General features: G+C 68.3%; 17 protein-coding genes. 6 read left to right on the forward strand and 11 right to left on the reverse strand.

Annotated elements, in window-relative coordinates:
- Nucleotides 1–4: 4 nt before the first annotated feature.
- Nucleotides 5–2,443, reverse strand: coding sequence for an NAD-dependent DNA ligase LigA (ligA, locus tag HCU64_RS03440; RefSeq protein ID WP_233382365.1), 2,439 nt, complete (start codon nt 2,441–2,443; stop codon nt 5–7).
- 195 nt (nt 2,444–2,638) lie between these two features.
- Here ligA and HCU64_RS03445 point away from each other — a divergent pair, with 195 nt between their 5' ends.
- Nucleotides 2,639–2,959, forward strand: coding sequence for a hypothetical protein (locus HCU64_RS03445; protein ID WP_442785913.1), 321 nt, complete (start codon nt 2,639–2,641; stop codon nt 2,957–2,959).
- 15 nt (nt 2,960–2,974) lie between these two features.
- Here HCU64_RS03445 and HCU64_RS03450 read toward each other — a convergent pair whose 3' ends face one another.
- Nucleotides 2,975–3,508, reverse strand: coding sequence for a c-type cytochrome (locus tag HCU64_RS03450; protein ID WP_233382367.1), 534 nt, complete (start codon nt 3,506–3,508; stop codon nt 2,975–2,977).
- Complete coding sequence (gene soxC, locus HCU64_RS03455) at nt 3,489–4,793, reverse strand: sulfite dehydrogenase (protein ID WP_233382368.1); 1,305 nt, start codon at nt 4,791–4,793, stop codon at nt 3,489–3,491. The genes HCU64_RS03450 and soxC overlap by 20 nt, the downstream gene beginning before the upstream one ends.
- Before the next feature lie 259 nt (nt 4,794–5,052).
- On the opposite strand from soxC, the gene HCU64_RS03460 reads away from it, so the two are divergent.
- Together HCU64_RS03460 and HCU64_RS03465 are read left to right on the forward strand one after the other, a co-directional pair.
- Nucleotides 5,053–6,741: a methyl-accepting chemotaxis protein gene (locus HCU64_RS03460; protein WP_233382369.1), complete on the forward strand. Its 1,689-nt coding sequence runs from the start codon at nt 5,053–5,055 to the stop codon at nt 6,739–6,741.
- Nucleotides 6,742–6,991: 250 nt separating this feature from the next.
- Entirely contained in the window at nt 6,992–8,005 is a 1,014-nt protein-coding gene (locus tag HCU64_RS03465; protein WP_233382370.1) for an adenosine kinase, read from the forward strand.
- 81 nt (nt 8,006–8,086) lie between these two features.
- On the opposite strand, the gene HCU64_RS03470 is transcribed toward HCU64_RS03465, so the two are convergent.
- From HCU64_RS03470 to HCU64_RS03480, 3 genes are all read right to left on the reverse strand, one after another.
- Nucleotides 8,087–8,671, reverse strand: coding sequence for a hypothetical protein (locus HCU64_RS03470; protein ID WP_233382371.1), 585 nt, complete (start codon nt 8,669–8,671; stop codon nt 8,087–8,089).
- A 110-nt stretch (nt 8,672–8,781) separates the two neighbouring features.
- Nucleotides 8,782–9,114, reverse strand: coding sequence for a hypothetical protein (locus tag HCU64_RS03475; RefSeq protein ID WP_233382372.1), 333 nt, complete (start codon nt 9,112–9,114; stop codon nt 8,782–8,784).
- Between the two features lie 129 nt (nt 9,115–9,243).
- Nucleotides 9,244–11,331 (reverse strand): ATP-binding protein, encoded by a 2,088-nt coding sequence (locus HCU64_RS03480; protein WP_233382373.1) that lies wholly within the window; start codon nt 11,329–11,331, stop codon nt 9,244–9,246.
- Nucleotides 11,332–11,573: 242 nt separating this feature from the next.
- Between HCU64_RS03480 and trpA the strand changes: the two genes are divergently transcribed.
- Complete coding sequence (gene trpA, locus HCU64_RS03485) at nt 11,574–12,407, forward strand: tryptophan synthase subunit alpha (RefSeq protein WP_233382374.1); 834 nt, start codon at nt 11,574–11,576, stop codon at nt 12,405–12,407.
- Nucleotides 12,408–12,414: 7 nt separating this feature from the next.
- On the opposite strand, the gene HCU64_RS03490 is transcribed toward trpA, so the two are convergent.
- From HCU64_RS03490 to HCU64_RS03510, 5 genes are all read right to left on the reverse strand, one after another.
- Nucleotides 12,415–13,665, reverse strand: coding sequence for a CCA tRNA nucleotidyltransferase (locus tag HCU64_RS03490; protein ID WP_233382906.1), 1,251 nt, complete (start codon nt 13,663–13,665; stop codon nt 12,415–12,417).
- Nucleotides 13,665–13,922: a DUF6111 family protein gene (locus tag HCU64_RS03495; RefSeq protein WP_233382375.1), complete on the reverse strand. Its 258-nt coding sequence runs from the start codon at nt 13,920–13,922 to the stop codon at nt 13,665–13,667. Before HCU64_RS03495 ends, HCU64_RS03490 begins: the two co-directional genes overlap by 1 nt.
- 34 nt (nt 13,923–13,956) lie before the next feature.
- Nucleotides 13,957–14,637 carry a CoA pyrophosphatase gene (locus HCU64_RS03500; RefSeq protein WP_233382376.1) on the reverse strand — a complete coding sequence of 227 codons (681 nt, stop codon included), beginning with the start codon at nt 14,635–14,637 and terminating at the stop codon, nt 13,957–13,959.
- Nucleotides 14,634–15,224, reverse strand: a complete 591-nt coding sequence (locus HCU64_RS03505; protein WP_233382377.1) for a DUF1285 domain-containing protein — start codon at nt 15,222–15,224, stop codon at nt 14,634–14,636. The genes HCU64_RS03500 and HCU64_RS03505 overlap by 4 nt, the downstream gene beginning before the upstream one ends.
- Nucleotides 15,225–15,407: 183 nt before the next feature.
- Entirely contained in the window at nt 15,408–15,833 is a 426-nt protein-coding gene (locus tag HCU64_RS03510) for a PaaI family thioesterase (RefSeq protein ID WP_233382378.1), read from the reverse strand.
- Between the two features lie 211 nt (nt 15,834–16,044).
- On the opposite strand from HCU64_RS03510, the gene HCU64_RS03515 reads away from it, so the two are divergent.
- Both HCU64_RS03515 and HCU64_RS03520 read left to right on the forward strand, forming a co-directional pair.
- Entirely contained in the window at nt 16,045–17,052 is a 1,008-nt protein-coding gene (locus HCU64_RS03515; protein WP_233382379.1) for an AAA family ATPase, read from the forward strand.
- Between the two features lie 13 nt (nt 17,053–17,065).
- Nucleotides 17,066–17,980: a DUF58 domain-containing protein gene (locus tag HCU64_RS03520; protein ID WP_233382380.1), complete on the forward strand. Its 915-nt coding sequence runs from the start codon at nt 17,066–17,068 to the stop codon at nt 17,978–17,980.
- The last annotated feature ends 5 nt before the right edge of the window (nt 17,981–17,985 follow it).

The raw sequence follows: 17,985 nt of genomic DNA on the forward strand, positions 1-17,985 counted from the left end.
GCGGTCAGGCGCTCGCCAGCATCGCCAGCCAATCTTCCTCCGAGATCACCTTCACGCCGTGCTTCTCGGCATCCTTGAGCTTCGAGCCCGCACCAGGACCGGCCACGACGAGGTCGGTCTTGGCCGAGACCGAACCGGAGACCTTGGCGCCAAGGCGCTCGGCGGTGGCCTTGGCCTCGCTCCGGGTCATTTTCTCCAGGGTGCCTGTGAAGACCACGGTCTTGCCAGAAAAAGCCGCCGACGAGGTCGCGGCCTCAATCGGCTCGGCGCTTACTTCTTCGAGCAGCGCGGCGACGGCATCGGCGTTGTGCTTCTCCGAGAAGAACTCGATCAGCGAATCCGTCGCGACCGGACCGATCTCGCCGTCATCGGCGAAGAGGTGATAGGCCTCGCCCGGCTTCTGCTCAGCCGCTCGTTCGAGGGCCGCCTCCGCCGTCTCGGCGTCCTTGTAATGCGCGAGCAACGCCTCGCCCTGGCTCGCGGTCAGACGCCCCCTCAGGCGCGCGCCCTTCGACTGCTCCTTCAGCGTCTCGCCGGGAAGAGGCGCTGTGTCGGAGAGCAGCTTGTCGCGCGTGCCCGGACCGATCCGCGGGATCGCCGACAGCTCCAGCCAATCCGGGCCGGCCTGGGCTTTCGTCGCCGCGGCGAGCGCGTCCCGGAGCGCTGTCATATCGGGGAAGCGCTTGGCGAGCGCCTTGGCCGTCGATTCCCCGATATGCGGGATGCCGAGCGCGAAGAGGAAGCGATTGAGCGGGATCGTGCGACGGGCATCGAGGGAGGCGAGCAGGTTCTTGATCGCCTTATCCTCGTCGTCACCCTTTTTCTTGGCGACCTTCTTCGGGGCGGCCTCGCCCTCGCCGCGCCTTTGCGCCGACAATTCCTCCCGGCGCGCAACGATCGCAGCCCTCAACGGCTCGAATTCAAGCCGGAAGAGATCGGCCGGCTGCTTCACGAGCCCGGCCTCGAACAGCACCTCGATATAGGTCTGGCCGAACCCTTCCAGATCGAAGCCGTTGCGCGACACGAAATGTTTCAGCCGCTCGATGCCCTGCGCTGGACAGATCAGGCCGCCGGTGCAGCGCCGCACCGCGTCGAGCTTCTTGGTCCGCGGATTGAACTCCCGCACCGCCTTGCTGTCGCAGGCTGGGCAGAGATCGGGAAAGACGAAGGGCTTCGCGTCGGCCGGGCGCTTGTCGAGCACCACGTCCAGCACCTTTGGGATGACGTCGCCAGCGCGCACCACGATCACCGTGTCGCCGACGCGGATGTCGCGGCCGTCGCGGATCGGCTCGCCGTCGCCGCCGACGCCCTGGACGTAGCCCTCGTTGTGGAGCGTGGCGTTCGACACCACCACGCCGCCGACCGTCACCGGCTTCAGCCGCGCCAGGGGGTTGAGCGAGCCGGTGCGGCCGACCTGGATGTCGATGGCCTCGATCGTCGTGAGCGCCTGCTGCGCCGCGAATTTGTGGGCCAGGGCCCAGCGGGGCGAGCGTGAGACGAAGCCGAGCCGCTTCTGCAGGGCGAGGTCGTCGACCTTGTAGACGACGCCGTCGATGTCGTAGCCGAGATCGGCTCGCTGCCGCTCGATCTCCCGGTAATGCGCGATCAGCTCGGCCGCCGTCTCGCAGCGGACGGTCAGCGGGTTCACGGTCAGCCCGAAGCTCTTGAAGCGCTCCAGGACACCCGACTGAGTGCCCTCGAAGGGCGGCTTCACCTCACCCCAGGCATAGGCGAAGAAGCGCAGGGGGCGTGACGCCGTGATGTTCGGATCGAGCTGGCGCAACGAGCCGGCGGCGGCGTTGCGCGGGTTGGCGAAGAGCGGCTTGCCCGCCGCCTCCTGTCGCGCGTTGATGCCGGCGAAGTCCTCGTGGGACAGGTAGACCTCGCCGCGCACCTCGCAGATGCCGGGCGGGTCACCCTTCAAGGTCTCGGGGATGTCGTCGATCGTCAGGGCATTCGCCGTGACGTTCTCGCCGACCTCGCCGTCTCCGCGCGTCGCGGCCGTGACGAGCGTCCCGTCCTCGTAGCGCAAGGACAGCGACAGACCGTCGATCTTCGGCTCGGCCGTGAAGGCCAGCGGCTCGCTTTCTGGCCAGTTCAGGAACCGGCGCACCCGCGCTACGAACTCTTCCACTTCTTCCTCGGCGAAGGCGTTGCCGAGGGAGAGCATCGGCACGGCGTGTTTCACCTTCTCGAATTTCGAGGAAGGCTTTGCGCCGACCGAGGCGCTAGCCTCGCCTGTCCCGGCAAGATCGGGGAACCGCCCCTCGATCTGCTCCAGCTCGCGCCGCAAGGCGTCGTACTCGGCATCCGAGATCTCGGGGGCATCCTCGCCATGATAGAGGCGGTCGGCCTCGGCGATCTCGGCGGAGAGGGAGGCATGACGCGCCTTGGCGCCGTCTTCGGTGAGGGACTCGACGGAGGCGGAAGCTGCCCTGGTCATGAACGCGGACCCCTGTGAAGCGGCGCCTTCTACAGCATCGCGCCCCGCCTCGGACAAGCCTGGCATTGGCCATTGCTTTGGACGGAGGCCATCGCGGTCGAGCGGGGCTGCATCCGCACCCGAATCCTGCCACACGCCCCGGCGAAAGACGCCTCGAGGGTGACCGGAGTGAGTTCGATGCAGACCGCGCGAGCGATGATAGTGGCAGTCCTGGGAGTTTGGGCGCTCGGCCAGGGCACGGCGCTCGCGGCGCCGATCGCCTGCACGCCACCTGTGCCCCCGACGGCCGAGACGAAGCCCGACAAGCCGAAGCTTCCCGAGAAGCCGGCCTGCCTCGATGCCAAGAGTGGTTGCCCGGGCTGGGAGGCCTACAGCTTCAACGATGCCGTCAAGGCCTATAACCTGCAGGCGCAGGCCTTCCGGCCCCTCGCCGAGGCCTACATCCAGAAGCTCAATGCCTACGTGAAGGCGAGCAGCGAGTATGCCGGTTGCGAAGCGAAGTCGCTTCAGAATTAGCCGGCAAATCGAGACTCAGCGCACGTCGGGCCGTGGATCGGGCACGAAGCCGTCTCGGTTCGGCATGCGCACGGCCGAGAGCGAATGGGCGTCGAGCACCGCGTCGTCCGCGACCAGCCCGTTGAGATTCAGCAGGTAGCCGACCACCGCGTAGACGTCGTCGTTGCTCAGCGATTGCGGCGCGTTCATCGGCATGGCGCGGTGGACGTAGTCGAACAAGGTCGGCGCATAGGGCCAGTAACTGCCCACCGTCTTCACCGGCTTGGCCGAGGCGAGCGTGCCCTTGCCGCCCACGAGCTTGTCGCCGAGGCCGCCTTCGCCCTTCTCGCCATGGCAGGAGGCGCATTGCGCACCAAACACCTCGCGGCCATGAGCGACGCTGCCGCTACCGGCGGGCAGCTTCTTGCCCTCGCGGTCGATGTCGATGTTCCAGGCCGCGATCTCGGCCTCGCTCGCAGGGCGGCCGAGCCCGTAGCGGCCCTCGGCCTGCGCCGATCCGGCCAGTGCCAGGATCAGCGCGGCGGCGATCTCAAGCCTTCGGATAGCCATTGGAGACCTCTCCGCTCACCGCGATGCGCCAGGGGATCACCGCGTTGTCGTGGTAAAAGGAGTTCATGCCGCGCGCCTTGGTCAGCGCATCGAAACTCGGCTGGACGTAGCCCGTCTCGTCGGTAGCGCGACTTTGGATGATGACGGGCTCGCCGGTCCAGCTCCAGGGCAGGCGGAACCGGGTCAGCGCCTTGTTCAGCACGGGCGCCTGAAGCCCCGCATCCTGCCAGGTCTTGCCGTCATCGACCGAGACCTCGACCCGGGCGATCTTCCCGCGGCCGCTCCAGGCGATGCCGGTAATCTCGTTGAAGCCGCGCCCCACCCGCTGCGTGCCCGAGGGCCGCGTGATGATCGACTTCGCCTCCATCATGAAGGTGAATTGCCGCGCCGTGCCGTCCGGCATCAGGTCGGTGTATTTCGAGGTTTCTTCGCGCGAATAGGCCGGCTCGTCCGTGACGTTGAGGCGGCGCAGCCATTTCACGCTCATGTTGCCCTCGAAGCCGGGCAGGAAGACGCGCAGCGGATAGCCCTGCTGCGGCCGCAGGCGCTCACCGTTCTGGCTGTAGACCAGCAGCGCGTCGTCGAGACACTTCTCGATGGGGATGCTGCGGGTCAGCGCGGCGGCATCCGCGCCCTCGGCGACGACCCATTTCGCGCCCGGCTTGAGGCCGGCCTCCTCCAGCACCGTCTTGAGGCGCACGCCGGTCCATTCGGCGCAGCTCACCAGCCCCACGAGGTCTGAGGCGGTCTTGCCGGCATGGATCGCCTTGAAGTCCGGATTGCCCGAGCATTCGAGAAAATAGACGTGCGATTCGCTGGGAAAGCGCCGGATGTCGTCCATGGTCAGGACGAGCGGGCGCTCGACCAGACCATGGACCATCAGACGGTGCTGGGCCGGATCAATCTCGGGCACGCCGCCATGGTGGCGCTCGTAGAACAGGCCGTTGGGCGTGATGATCCCGTCGAGATCCTGTAGCGGCGTGCGCACTGAGGCCGAGGTGTACTGCTTCAGCGATTTCGGGATGTTCTTGACGACGTGCTTCTCGAAGGGCGAGGGCGTGCCGTAGGGCTGCGCGCCGGTATCGGCGCCGGGCGCCTTCATCCATTCGGGGATATGGGGTGGACCGTTCGGGTCGTCGGCGAGGGCTGTTTCCGCCGCGAGGCCGCCCGCCATGGCGCCTCCGACCAGCGCCGTCCCTCGCGACAGGAAGCGCCTGCGTGACGGCGAGACAGTCTCGCCATCGGCCTCGTCACGGCCATGGCCGACATCGCCCGGGTTCGTCATGCCATCCTCCCCTCGACCGGGCCGCCCTGACGCAGCGCGGACCACCGTACCCTATCGCCGTCGCGGCCGAATGCACCAGCCGAGCCGTCAGTGACAAAACTGCAAGCGCTCGCAAAAGGCTGCTGCTGGAACGCTCAAAATGCCCGCCGATCATGCACCAACCCTTCACCAAAGGATCACTTTTTAACATTTGAGGAGCAATGACTGGGATTAAGCAGCCGCACGCGCCCGATCTGACCGGCTGTCATCGAGGTTCGACGTGTCGCTCCAGAAATTCTCCATCCGGTCCAAGCTGATCTTCGCATTTGCGCTGTTGACGGCCTTCGTCGTCGGCCTCGGTAGTCTCGGGATCATCGGCGCTCAGCGCTTGCGCGAGAACAGCCTTCAGACCGAGACGAACTGGTTGCCGAGCATCCGCGCGCTGGGCGTGATCGACACCTACACCGCGCGTTCCAGCGCCCTCCTTCTCCGCCATACGCAGGCCACCGATCCGGCGCTGGTCGCCGCTATCGAGAAGGACATGGACAAGTTCGCGAAGATCCTCGCCGACAGCCAGGCCAACTATGCCCGTATGATCTCCTCGCCCGAGGAGAAGAGCACCTACGACGCCTTCGTCGCAGCAATCGGCCAGTTCCAGATAGTGCGCGATAGCATCCTGCAGCTCTCGCGCAGCGGCCAAAAGGCCGAGGCCTTCGCGCTCTACGAGAGCAAGGGCATCGGCCCACGCCGCATCGCATCAGCCGAGCTGGCCAAGCTCGTCACGATCAACAACGACGGCGCCGCAGCCGCCGCCAAGCGCAGCGCCGAAGTCTTCGACAGCACCTGGGAGCTCGGCCTCGGCGCCGTGATTCTTGGCCTCATCCTGTCCGTGCTCTCGGCCGGCCTGATCATCCACCAGGTGAGCAGCGGCATCGCCTCCGTGGTCAAGCCGATGCAGGCGCTCGCCGCCGGCGACCTCACGGTCCACGTGCCGCACCAGCAGGAGAAGACCGAGATCGGCACCATTGCCGTCGCGGTCCAGGTCTTCAAGGACGGCCTGCTGCGCATGCGCGCCCTCGAAGACGAGACGGCCCTGGCCCGCGCCAGCGCCGAGGAGCAGCGCAAGCACACGATGCGCACGCTGGCCGATGGCCTCGAGCGCGCCGTCGGCGGCATCGTCGGCATGGTCTCTTCCTCGGCCACCGAGCTGCAGGCGACCGCGCAGACCATGACCGCCACCGCGAGCCAGACGGCGGGCCAATCCGGCTCCGTTGCCGCCGCCGCGGAGGAGGCCGCGTCCAACGTCAACACCGTCGCCGCAGCGGCCGAAGAGCTCGGGGCCTCGGTGCTGGAGATCGGCCGCCAGGTCGGTGGCTCGGCGGATCTCGCCCGCGCCGCCGTGACCGAAGCCGGTCAGACCACCGCCCTGGTAAAGGAGCTGAGTAGCGCCGCCACCCGTATCGGCGATGTCGTTGCCATGATCTCGACCATCGCCGCCCAGACCAACCTGCTCGCGCTCAACGCCACCATCGAAGCGGCGCGCGCCGGAGAGGCTGGCCGCGGCTTCGCGGTGGTGGCATCCGAGGTGAAGGAGTTGGCCGGCCAGACCGCCCGCGCCACCGAGGAGATCAGCAGCCAGATCACGCAGATCCAGGGCTCGACCGGCCAGGCCGTGACCGCGATCAGCTCGATCACCGCTCGGATCGAGGAGATCAGCGGCGTTGCCACCTCGATCGCCGCCGCCGTCGAGGAGCAGGGCGCCGCCACGCAGGAGATCGTGCGCAACGTCGCCCAGGCCGCGATGGGCACCAGCGACGTCACCACCAACGTCGCCGGCCTCGCCACCGCGGCCGACGAGACGGGCGCCGCCGCGAGCCAGGTGCTCGGCGCGGCCTCCGAACTGTCGCGGCAGGCCGAGCAGCTGACGGACGAGGTCAACCGCTTCCTCGTCACCGTGCGCGCCGCCTGAGCCTCGCGCTCATCCGGCCCCAAACGCGTCATTCCGGGGCTCGCGCAAGCGAGAACCCGGAATCCAGAACCGTCGACGGATCCGACCGAAGCGGAAGACTCCCGTTTCGTCGACCAAGCTCGGCGGCTCTGGATTCCGGGTTCCGCGATGCGGCCCCGGAATGACGGGGGAGCACTTGCTCACTCGGTTGACGCCCCATCGCGGCGATGCGACAGCCCGAGCCATACCGACCGCCAGACCGGATGGCCCGATGTCCCAACCCCTCGATCTCCTCGTCCTCGGCAACGCCATCGTCGACCTGATCGCCCGCACCGACGAGGACTTCCTCGCCAAGCAGGGCGTGCCGAAGGGCGCGATGGCGCTGATCGACGAGGCACGGGCCGAAGAACTCTTCGGGGCCATGGGCCAGACGACGGTGGTGTCGGGCGGCTCGGGCTCCAACACCGCGGCGGGTGCGGCCATTCTTGGTGCCAAGACCGGCTTCATCGGCAAGGTCCGCGACGACGAGCTCGGCGGCCTCTTCGCCCACGATCTCCGCGCGACGGGCGTGCGCTTCGACGTGGCCGCCGCCACGGACGGCCCGGCCACCGCTCGCTGCTTCATCCTGGTGACGCCCGACGGCGAGCGCACCATGAACACCTACCTCGGCGCCTGTCAGAAGCTCTCGCCGGCCGATGTCGACGAGGCGACCGTGAAGAGCGCCCGCGTCACCTATCTGGAGGGCTACCTCTGGGATCCGCCGGAGGCCAAGGACGCCTTCCGCAAGGCCGTGAAGATTGCCCACGGCGCCGGAAACGCGGTGGCGCTCACCCTGTCCGACGCCTTCTGCGTCGACCGCTACCGCGACGAGTTCCTCGGCCTGATCCGCGACGGCAGCATCGACATCCTGTTCGCCAATCTCGGCGAGCTGAAGAGCCTCTACCAGACCGACGATGCCGAGGCCGCCGTGAAGGCCCTGCGCGAGGAGCGTGACGCGAAAGGCCGCCACCTGCTCGGCCTCGTTACCCGCTCGGCCGAGGGCGCGCTGGTGGTGAAGGGCGGAGAGGTCAAGTCCGTGCCGGCCTCACCCGTCCACGAGGTCGTCGACACGACGGGCGCGGGCGACCTGTTCGCAGCCGGCTTCCTTGCCGGGCATGCCCGCGGGCTGGATCACGTCGCCAGCGCGCGCCTCGGAGCGCTCGCCGCGGCCGAGGTGATCGAGCATATCGGCGCGCGTCCGCAGAAGGACCTCGTCGCCCTGGCCAAGGCTCAAAACCTGATCTGATCCGTCAGGCGCCCTCCGCGCGGCCCCTCGCCCTGAGGGCGAGGAACAGCACGGCATAGGTGCAATCAGTCCAAAGCCGTCTCAGGCCTGGAAGTCGAGGAGCATCGCGCTGGCGGAGCGATTTCCGCCGGTGCTGCCATTGGCACCGTAGGCACTCGACTGGTTCTGCGATTCCTGCAGCTGCTTCATGAAGGTCGACAGCAGGTCGCCCGCGGAATCGCTGGTCGAGGACGTCGTGCTCGTCCCGTTTAGTACCGTGGCGAAGGGATCGTCCGAATCATCGGAATCGTCCGAACCGTCATCGGCCGGGGGTGGGCCGGGAGGCGGTCCGCCGGCGCCGCCGACGCCATGATGTCCGCCATGACCACCATGGCCCTGCGAGAGCACCTGCTTGAGGGTATCGGCCTGGTCGCTGGTCAACGCGCCGCTATCCACCTGCTGCGAGATCAGGCCGTCGATCCGGCTCTTCAGATCGGAAGGATCGAGGCTGCTCGGCGAGACCGACCCATTGCTCGTCAGGCTGCTGTCGATGGACTCGACCGCGCTGTCGAGGGCGGTCTGGTCGGTGCTCTTGATGCTGCCAGCGCTGACCTTGCTCGAGATGCTGTCGAGGATGCGCTGCTTAGGTGAGGGATAGGCTTGGCTGGCTGCCGAGATCGTGCTCATCGAAGGGCCTTCGTAGTGTGGGATAATGTCCCACTGTCGAGACCCTGCGCTCGTAGAGTTAAGATTCGGTCGCCTCGCGCCGTCATCCGGATGGATCGTCTTCGGACAGTCTATCGTGCTTCGAGGGCCTCGAATTCCTTCTCGGCCTTGGCGCATGCGGTGTCCGAGGGCTTCGGCAGGCTCGTCTCGAAGGACAGCGCCTCATTGAGCGCCGGCAGATAGCGATCTTCGGTGAAGGCCGCGCCGACCGTGGCCAGCATCCGCTGACGGTTGGCTGCAATCGCTGAACCCGTCCGATCCTGCCCGACGCCGCAGGCGATGGCGCGCCCGACGATGCGGCCCTGCCGGGCGCCCTCGACCTGCGGAATGACCAGGGGCTTGTCCTGGGCTGCCGCAGCCGAGCCCAGCAGCGAGAGGGCGAGCGCCCATACCGAAACCTTCATCCGAGCCCAGCCGCTTCTTCGAGGAGCTTACGGTTGTCACGGATCCGATCCGCACGGGTCGCAGCCGACCGCGAGTGTGATCAGGCCTGACGGCAGGACAAGGCAAGGGCTTTTCCGCCGCGAGCCGCTTCAGGCCGCCTGCGAACGCCACTCCAGCAGTCCCGGCAGCGCCTTGAGATCCAGGGGCTTGGGCAAAAAGTCGTCGAAGCCGGCCTCGCGAGCGACACGCTCGTCTTCTCCGGCCGCGTTGGCAGTCAGCGCGACAAGGAGATGCGGCACCGGCGCCCCATCGGCTTCGAGAAGGCGGATGCGCCGGATCGTCCCGAGCCCATCGAGACCCGGCATGCGGATGTCGATCAGGGCGAGGTCGAAGGGCTCAGCCGACGCCTCGATCGCCGCCAACGCCTCGATTCCATCGCGGGCGAGCGTCACCGTGGCACCCAGGCGTTCCAGCGCCTTGGTCGCGAGCAATGCGTTGATCGCATTGTCCTCGGCGAGCAGCACCCGCTTGCCCGATCCCGGCAAATACCGCGCTCCGGGAGGCGTGGCGGTCACCGGCTGAGCGAGAGCGGGGCGCGGCGCCGGCTTGGTTTCCGCCGCCTGCTCCTCCGCAGCGGGGCCAGCGCCCGGTTCGAGCAGGCGGTCGAACAGCGAGCGGGCGCGCACCGGCTTGATCAGATAACTGTCGAACCCCGCCGCCCCCGGTGCGCCGAACTCGCGGCGATCGAAGGGCGAAAGCAGGATCAGGCTGCAGCGCACGCCGCTCCGCCGCGCCTCGGCCGCGAGGCGCCGAACGTCGGCGTCACCCAGCGAGCGGTCGGCGATCAAGGCATCGAAGCCGGCGCCGGAGAGCGCATCGAGGGCGGCCTCCACACTCGGGACGATGACCGCTGCAGCGCCCGAGCGAGACAGGCGTCGCGCGAGATACTGGGCCTGGAACGGCGAATCGGCCGCGATCAGAACCTTCCTCGCCCGTAGCGAGGGCGCGCGGATCACGACCTCGTCCCCCGAAAGCGAGAGCGGCAGGATCACACGAAACACGCTGCCGCGGCCGGGCTTCGAGGTCACTTCGATCCGCCCGCCCATGCGGTCCACCAGGCGCTGGGTGATGGCCAGCCCGAGGCCGGTGCCTTCATGGCTCCGGCTCGCGCTGCCGTCGCCCTGTTCGAATTCCTCGAAGAGCATCGGGATGCGCTCCTCCGGGATGCCCGGCCCGGTATCCTCGATCGACAGCACCACGGCCTCGCCCGCCTGGGACAGGCTAACGCCGACGCCGCCGGCTTCGGTGAACTTGATGGCGTTGCCTGCGAGGTTGAGCAGGATCTGACGCACCCGGTCGGCATCGCCGACGCGCTGGGCGAGAAAGTCCTCGGAGACGTCGAGGGCGATCTCGAGCCCTTTGTCCTGCGCACGGGGTGCGAGCAGCTCGACCACACCCTCGACGGTTGCGGCCACGTCGAAGGGATCGGCTGCGAGGTCGAGCTTTCCGGCCTCGATCCGCGAGAAATCGAGGATCCCGTCGACGAGCGTCAGGAGCGCCCGGCCACTGGTCTGCACGGCTTCGACATAGGTGCGCTGCTCGGCATCGAGGCCGGTCTCCAGCACGAGATCGGCCATGCCGAGGATGCCGTTGAGCGGCGTACGGAACTCGTGGCTCACGGTCGCGAGAAAGCGAGACTTGGCGATGTTAGCGCTCTCCGCCCGGCTCTTGGCCTCGTCGAGCGAGCGGGTCGCCTCGATGCGGGCAGTGACGTCGCAGCCCGCGCGCAGCCAATGCGGCGCGCCGCCGGTGCCCTGGACAGGCATCTCGATGAAGGAGAACCAGCGCGGTCGCCCATCCACGGGCAGCACCCGCTCCTCGACCTGGCGCACGCCATCGGGACGCTGGACGACATCGCCGGCTTCCAGGATCTGCAATTGGACGCTGGAGCCGAGGAGATCGATGGGCTTCGCGCCGAGCAAGGCGGCGAAACCCTCGCTGGCGAAGGTGATGCGACCCTGCTCGTCGCGCTGGACGATGCACTCGGTGGTCGCCTCGATCAGGGTCCGGTAACGCTCCTCGCTCTCGGAGAGCAGCCACAGACGATCCTGCAACGCCTCGGCTTCGTCGGTCTCGTGCGTCAGCGGCCCGCTGCGCCGGATGGCGACGACGAGGATGGTCGTCAGCACGATCACGGTCAGGCTCAAGACCAGCAGCGCGATCCCATCGACCGACATCAGCACGCTCCGCGCACGGCCCGAGGGCCAATCTCACGGATCGTCGCAGCGGCGCATGAAGGTCGGCTTGAGAAAGACGCCTAAGGGAGTCTGACCAAAATGCTCTGAATTCTCGTGATTTTTGCCGAATGGCCGGCTTGGCCGGCACTATCGCGGCATGCGCCCGCGCTTCACGCCTCGGCGTCGATGGTGTAGGCGCGGCGCCTTCGGCCCCTGCTTCTCACGTTCCCGGATTTCGGCCCATGACCGCCCGCATCGACGCCACCTTCGCCCGCTGCCGCGCGGAAGGCCGTGCGGCCCTCGTGACCTACGTGATGGCGGGCGACCCCGATCCCGAGACCTCGCTCGCCGTGCTGAAAGCACTCCCGGAAGCGGGCGCCGACATCGTCGAGTTCGGCCTTCCCTTCACCGATCCGATGGCCGACGGCCCCGCCATCCAGGCGGCCGGCCTGCGCGCCCTCGCCGCGGGGCAGGACCTGCGCAAGACCCTCGACCTCGTGGCACGCTTTCGCGAAGGCAACCGCGACACCCCCGTCGTGCTGATGGGCTACTACAACCCGATCTACGTCTACGGCGTCACGCGCTTCCTCGATGACGCGCTCAAGGCCGGCATCGACGGCCTGATCGTGGTCGACCTGCCGCCCGAGGAGGATGACGAGCTCTGCCTGCCTGCTTTGGCCAAGGGCCTCGCCTTCATCCGCCTCGCCACGCCGACCACCGACGCGCACCGTCTTCCTGCCGTCCTCAAGAATACGGCAGGCTTCGTCTACTACGTCTCGATCACCGGCATCACCGGCACAGCGACCCCGGATTTCGGGCGCGTGGCCGAGGCCGTCGGCCGCATCCGTCCGCATACGGACCTGCCGGTAGTGGTTGGGTTCGGCGTGAAAACGGGGGCGCATGCCGCCGAGATCGCCCACGGCGCCGACGGCGTCGTGGTGGGTTCGGCCCTGGTCGCGGCGCTGGCCGGCAGCCTCGATCCGGACAACCGCGCGACCTCGGGCACCGTCGCCGCGGTCGGCAACCTCGTGCGTGAGCTCGCCGAGGGCGTGCGGGGCGCGAAGTCGCGCGGCTAGGTCCGGCTCAGTCCCGCTGCTCGCCGGCCGCCATCACGGCTCGGGCGATCAGCCGCTCTCGCGCGGCCTCGTCGATCGGGCAGCCCTCCGACAGCCAGAGCGCGCGGGCTGCCGCGAGACCCCGGCCGAGGCCGCGTCCGGGACGAACACCGCGGGCGACCAGGTCGCTGCCCCCGAGCGGGAGCGCCGGCGTATCGCGAGAGTCGACGAGCTTGCTCAGCGCGTCTGAAGCCTCGGCCTCCACCTGTGGCCGGGGCTCGCTTGCGATCGCGCGAAGGGCTTCTGCAACCATGCCAGGACCGTGCGTCGCCGCGAGGCCGCGCATGTCCCGCGCATCGATCTTGCCCCGCCCGCGAAGAGCGGCGAGCACTGTCGCATAGGCGGCGAGATGAGCGTGCTCGGCCTTCGAAAGACGCAGGGCATCGCGCAGCCGCCCGGCATCCTCCACCGTCTGCACTGCCAGGGCTGCGAGCCGCGCCACGGCCGGCGAGGCCGGATCGGCGGAGGCACGGGCGAGGCGCCCGAGATCGCCGACCCCGCCGAGAAGCCGCGCGAGCAACCCGATCTCGCTCATCACCGCGACGGCCGGCACGGCGCGCGGGGCGAGGAGCAGCTTCAGCAGCTCCGCTCTTACGCGCTCATGCGAGAGGCGATCGAGCGAGGTGCGAGCCGCGACGATGGCCTCGAGCGCCGGCCGATCCGGCTCGCCCCGGCCGAACCGCGCGTGGAAGCGGAAAAAGCGGAGCGAGCGCAGCGCGTCCTCGCGGATGCGCGTCGCGGGGTCGCCGATGAAGAGGACCCGGCCCTCGGCGAGATCGTCGAGCCCGCAACCGGGATCATGCAGGTCGCCGTCAGCCCCGAGCGAGAGTGCGTTAATGGTGAAGTCGCGCCGCTCGGCATCGCGGGTGAAATCGCGACCGAAGCGCACCACGGCGTGGCGGCCGTCAGTCTCGATGTCCTCGCGCAAGGTCGTGACCTCGAACGGCGCGCCATCGACGACGAGGGTCACGGTGCCGTGCTCGAACCCCGTCGGCACCGCCTTGAGGCCCGCGGCCTTGGCGAGCGCCATGGTCTCTGCAGGTGGATGGGTGGTGGCGAAGTCGATATCGGCCGCGTCGTGCCCGAGCAGCGCATCGCGCACGCAGCCGCCGACGAGGCGCGTCTCCTGCCCCTCCCGCTTCAGCGCTGCGAGACAGGTCGCCACGCCCGTCCGGTCGAGGAGACGCTTCGGCCCGTCCGCATCGAGCCCTGCCGGGATCACTTGAACTCTCCCGGCACGATACGGCCATTCTCCATGTGCGGCGGGACGTAGCCGTCTTGATGGCGGGGGGCGAAAATCCCCGTCAGCACCAGCGAGGCGACGACGATCGAGGCTCCTGCCAGCACGAGGCGTAGCCACTGCTCCTCCCAATGCTCGGCCTGCAGCGGGTTGCGCCGCATCAGCACCAGGAAGCAGGCAAAGGCGATGAAGGGTATCGCGAAGAGCGGAATCTCTTCGATGATCCAGCGGAGCATGGCGGGCGATTGACGCGAATTCGGAGCCGCGCGCCTACCGGAACAGGCGCTCGTAGAGATTATGCACGATCCCGGCCGTGAGGCCCCAGATCAATCGCTCTCCGAACGGGATGGCGTAGTAGATCCGCATTCGCCCCTGCCAGCTGCGCGTTTTGATGAGGTGACGTCCGGGATCCATGAGATGGTCGAGGGGAACCTCGAAGACGTCGGCGACCTCGTCAGGATTGATGGTGAAACGCGCGCCCGGCTCGACCAGGCCGACCACGGGCGTGACCAGAAACCCCGTGGCTGACAGATAGGGGTCGAGATAACCGAGCGGACGCACGGCCGACCGCGGCAGACCGATCTCCTCTTCCGCCTCGCGGAGTGCGGTGTCGATCGGCGACGGATCACCGGGATCGACCTTGCCCCCGGGAAATGCGATCTGCCCCGAGTGGTCGCGCAGATGGGCGGAGCGCTGCGTCAGCACCACCGCCAGGCCGCCGGCGACCGGCATGATCGGAACGAGCACGGCCGCCGGGCGATGCGGCTGCAGCGGCATCACCGAGGCCCAATCGGGGTTCAGATCGTGATCGCCGCGCGGATTGCAGGTGGGATCGTCCGGCCCCGGCGCTTCGCGCGACAGTCCACGCTCGGCCCGACGCCGGAAGTCCGAGAGCGCATCCGCGTGGATCGCCGGGAGGTCGAGGGCGAGCGCCCCGTCGGGTGGCCTCATCCGACAGCCTCGAGTTCGGCGCTCGGCATGATGGCGTGGAAGGCACCGCCGGCCGCCAGCCCGAACCAGGGCTTGCCGTCGATCCGGCGCTCTTCGACGAGTTGCATCAGCTCGTGGGTGAGCGCGCGCGTCAGCAGGGCCCAGAGGTCCCCGCGCACCTTCACGTAGGGCTTCAGGCCGCCGGAACCGTCCCGCTCGAAGCGAAGCGGGTGGCTGTCGTCGAGCGGCACCAGATCATCGACATTGGTGCGGAAGCCGATGCGGCGCGCCTCCGCCTCTCCCTCCACCGCCATCTCGACGGCCACGAAGGGCGCATCGTCGACCGTGATGGTCATGCGCTCGACGGGCGTGACCAGCACCGTCGATCCGTCGGGCTCCCTGCGCAGGATCGTGGAGAACAGCTTCACGAGAGCAGGCCGACGGATCGGCGATCCCTCATGGAACCAGGTGCCATCGGCCGCGATGCGGATGTCGATCGTCCCGCAATGCTCCGGGTGCCAGCGCTCCACCGGAGGCGTTCCGCGCTTCGGCAGGTCACCGAGCGCCGCGCTGAGCCGGTCGAGGGTCGGGTCGGCTGAGTCGGTCATGCCGTCGCAGTTTCACTGTCTCTGGTCCAATGTCGACCTGCCGAGGCCTCCAACGCGCAGGCTCCTCACCAGTTGCCCGCAGGAGCACATGCAACAGCTCTGCACGCCGTTGTAGCACTGGCGCTGGTCGATGAATTCCGGAGCCGCAACGCCAGCCTCTCCTCCGAACCGCTCGGCCACGCGTCAGGACCGGTCCTTCAGAACCTTCCAGATCCCGGAAACGGTGACCAGCGGGCGGCCCCCGCTCGTCAGGATCGAGCGCACGAAAACGAGCGACGAGGTCTTACGCACGATCTCGGGCACCGTCTCCACCAGATCGCCGATCTTGGCCGCGCCGACGAAGTGGACGTTCATCTCGAGGGTGACGCAGCTCGCACCATCCATCGCTTCCATCGCGACGATGCTGAGTGAACGATCGGCGAAGGTCACGAGCATGCCGCCATGCACGAGCCCGACGAGATTCACGTGCTTCTGCTCGGCCTTGAAGGCGAACTGCTTGCGACCCTCCACGAGGCGGTGATGGACGGGACCGGTGAGCGCGACGAAGCCAGGATCGTCGAAGGCCGTCCAGCCGGCCGGAAACGCCGTTTCGTCTCGTCCCTCGCCCATCCTGCCCTGCTCCCATGCGGTGAACCATCGGGCCGCCCACCGCATGATGTCGCGGCCAGGCTGCCGTCCGCCCAATCCCGCCCATATAGCGTGCGGCGGCTCGGGCGAAACCGCAGTGCTTGCGTTCGCACCATGTTCGGCGGCAGACTCGATGTCCCTCGGTCACGCTCGCGAGCGACGTGATCCTTCTTCACGCGGAGCATTTCCCTCGATGGCACAGGGCGCCAATCCGGCAGCGACGAGCCTCGACGACGGCATCGTCGCGACGGCGGAATCCTGCCTCGCTGCGGTCGGGCGGGCCCGCGAGTCGATCCATTCGGTGATCTTCGGTCAGGAGGCCGTGGTCGACCTCGCCCTCGTCACCATCCTGTCCGGCGGCCATGGCCTGCTCGTCGGCTTGCCAGGGCTGGCCAAGACCAAGCTCGTCGAGACGCTCGGCACCGTGCTCGGGCTCGATGCCCGCCGCGTGCAGTTCACGCCCGACCTGATGCCCTCCGACATCCTCGGCACCGAGATTTTGGACGAGGATGCCGAGCGCCATCGCTCGTTCCGTTTCGTGAAGGGTCCGATCTTCACGCAGCTGCTGATGGCCGACGAGATCAATCGCGCCTCGCCGCGCACGCAATCCGCCCTGCTCCAGGCCATGCAGGAGCATCACGTCTCGGTGGCGGGTGAGCGGCACGACCTCCCCCGCCCGTTCCACGTGCTCGCCACCCAGAACCCGATCGAGCAGGAGGGTACCTATCCACTGCCCGAAGCCCAGCTCGACCGATTCCTGCTGGAGATCGACGTCGGCTATCCCGACCGTGCCGCCGAGCGCCGCATCCTGATCGAGACCACCGGCGTCGAAGACCAGACCGCCAAGCCCGTGATGACCACGGACGAACTCCTGACGGCGCAACGCCTTGTCCGACGCCTTCCGGTGGGAGATGCGGTGGTCGACGCGATCCTCGACCTCGTCCGCTCGGCACGTCCCGAGGGCGGCGACGCTTCGATCGCGAAGAAGCTGCTCTGGGGTCCCGGCCCCCGCGCCAGCCAGGCGCTGACGCTGGCCGTGCGTGCCCGCGCCCTGATCGAGGGCCGCGTCGCGCCTTCCGTTGCAGACGTGAAGGCGCTGGCCGAACCGGTGCTCAAGCACCGCATGGCGCTCAACTTCGCCGCCCGCGCCGATGGAGAGACCATTCCGGGGCTGATCGCGCAGCTCGCGAACAAGCTCTGAGGCGCCGCACGGAATGGTCCAGACCCGGCTCGTCGAAGCCGACCGACGCATCCCCGGACGGGGCGAGACGGAAAGCGCCCTCTCGCTCGCCGACAGGATGCCACGCCTGATCCTCGAGGCGCGTCGCGTGTCGAGCCTGCTCGCGCATGGCCTGCACGGCCGGCGCCGGGCTGGGCCGGGCGAGACATTCTGGCAGTTCCGGCCCTTCGTGACGGGGGAGGCCGCTGCGCGCATCGACTGGCGCCGCTCGGCCCGCGACGACCGGCTCTATGTCCGCGAGCGCGAGTGGGAAGCCGCCCATAACATCTGGTTCTGGATCGACCGCTCCGCCTCGATGGGTTTTGCCTCGGATCTCGCGCAGGCGCCGAAGATCGAACGCGCCCTGGTGCTCGGGCTGGCGCTGGCCGACACCTTCGTGGAGGGCGGCGAACGGGTCGGATTGCTCGGGCTGACCCGCTCGGTCTCCTCGCGCGGCGTCGTCGAGACCATGGCGCAGACCCTCGCTCACGACGAGGCCGGCCTGACCCAGGACCTGCCGCCCACCGCGACACCCGGCCGCTTCGACGAGGCGATCCTGATCAGCGACTTCCTGACCCCGCTCGACCGCATCCGCGAGTCGGTGCAGGCGATTTCGGGACGCGGCACGCATGGTCACCTCGTGATGATCGTCGATCCGATCGAGGAGACCTTCCCCTTCGCCGGACAGGCCATGCTGCACGAACCGGAGAGCGGAACGAGCCTCGACATCGGCGATGCGGAAGCGTGGGGCGATGCATACCGGACCAGGATCGCGGCGCATCGCGACGGGCTGTCCGAGATCGTGCGCGCTCAGGGCTGGACCCTGACCATCCACCGCACCGATCGCCCGGCTAGCGAGGCGGCTCTACGCCTACTGACGCTCGTCGCCGCCGCGCGCGGAAGCGGCTGAGGAGA

Origin of the sequence: Methylobacterium sp. C25, from assembly GCF_021352225.1 — a bacterium.
Classification (GTDB): Bacteria; Pseudomonadota; Alphaproteobacteria; order Rhizobiales; family Beijerinckiaceae; genus Methylobacterium.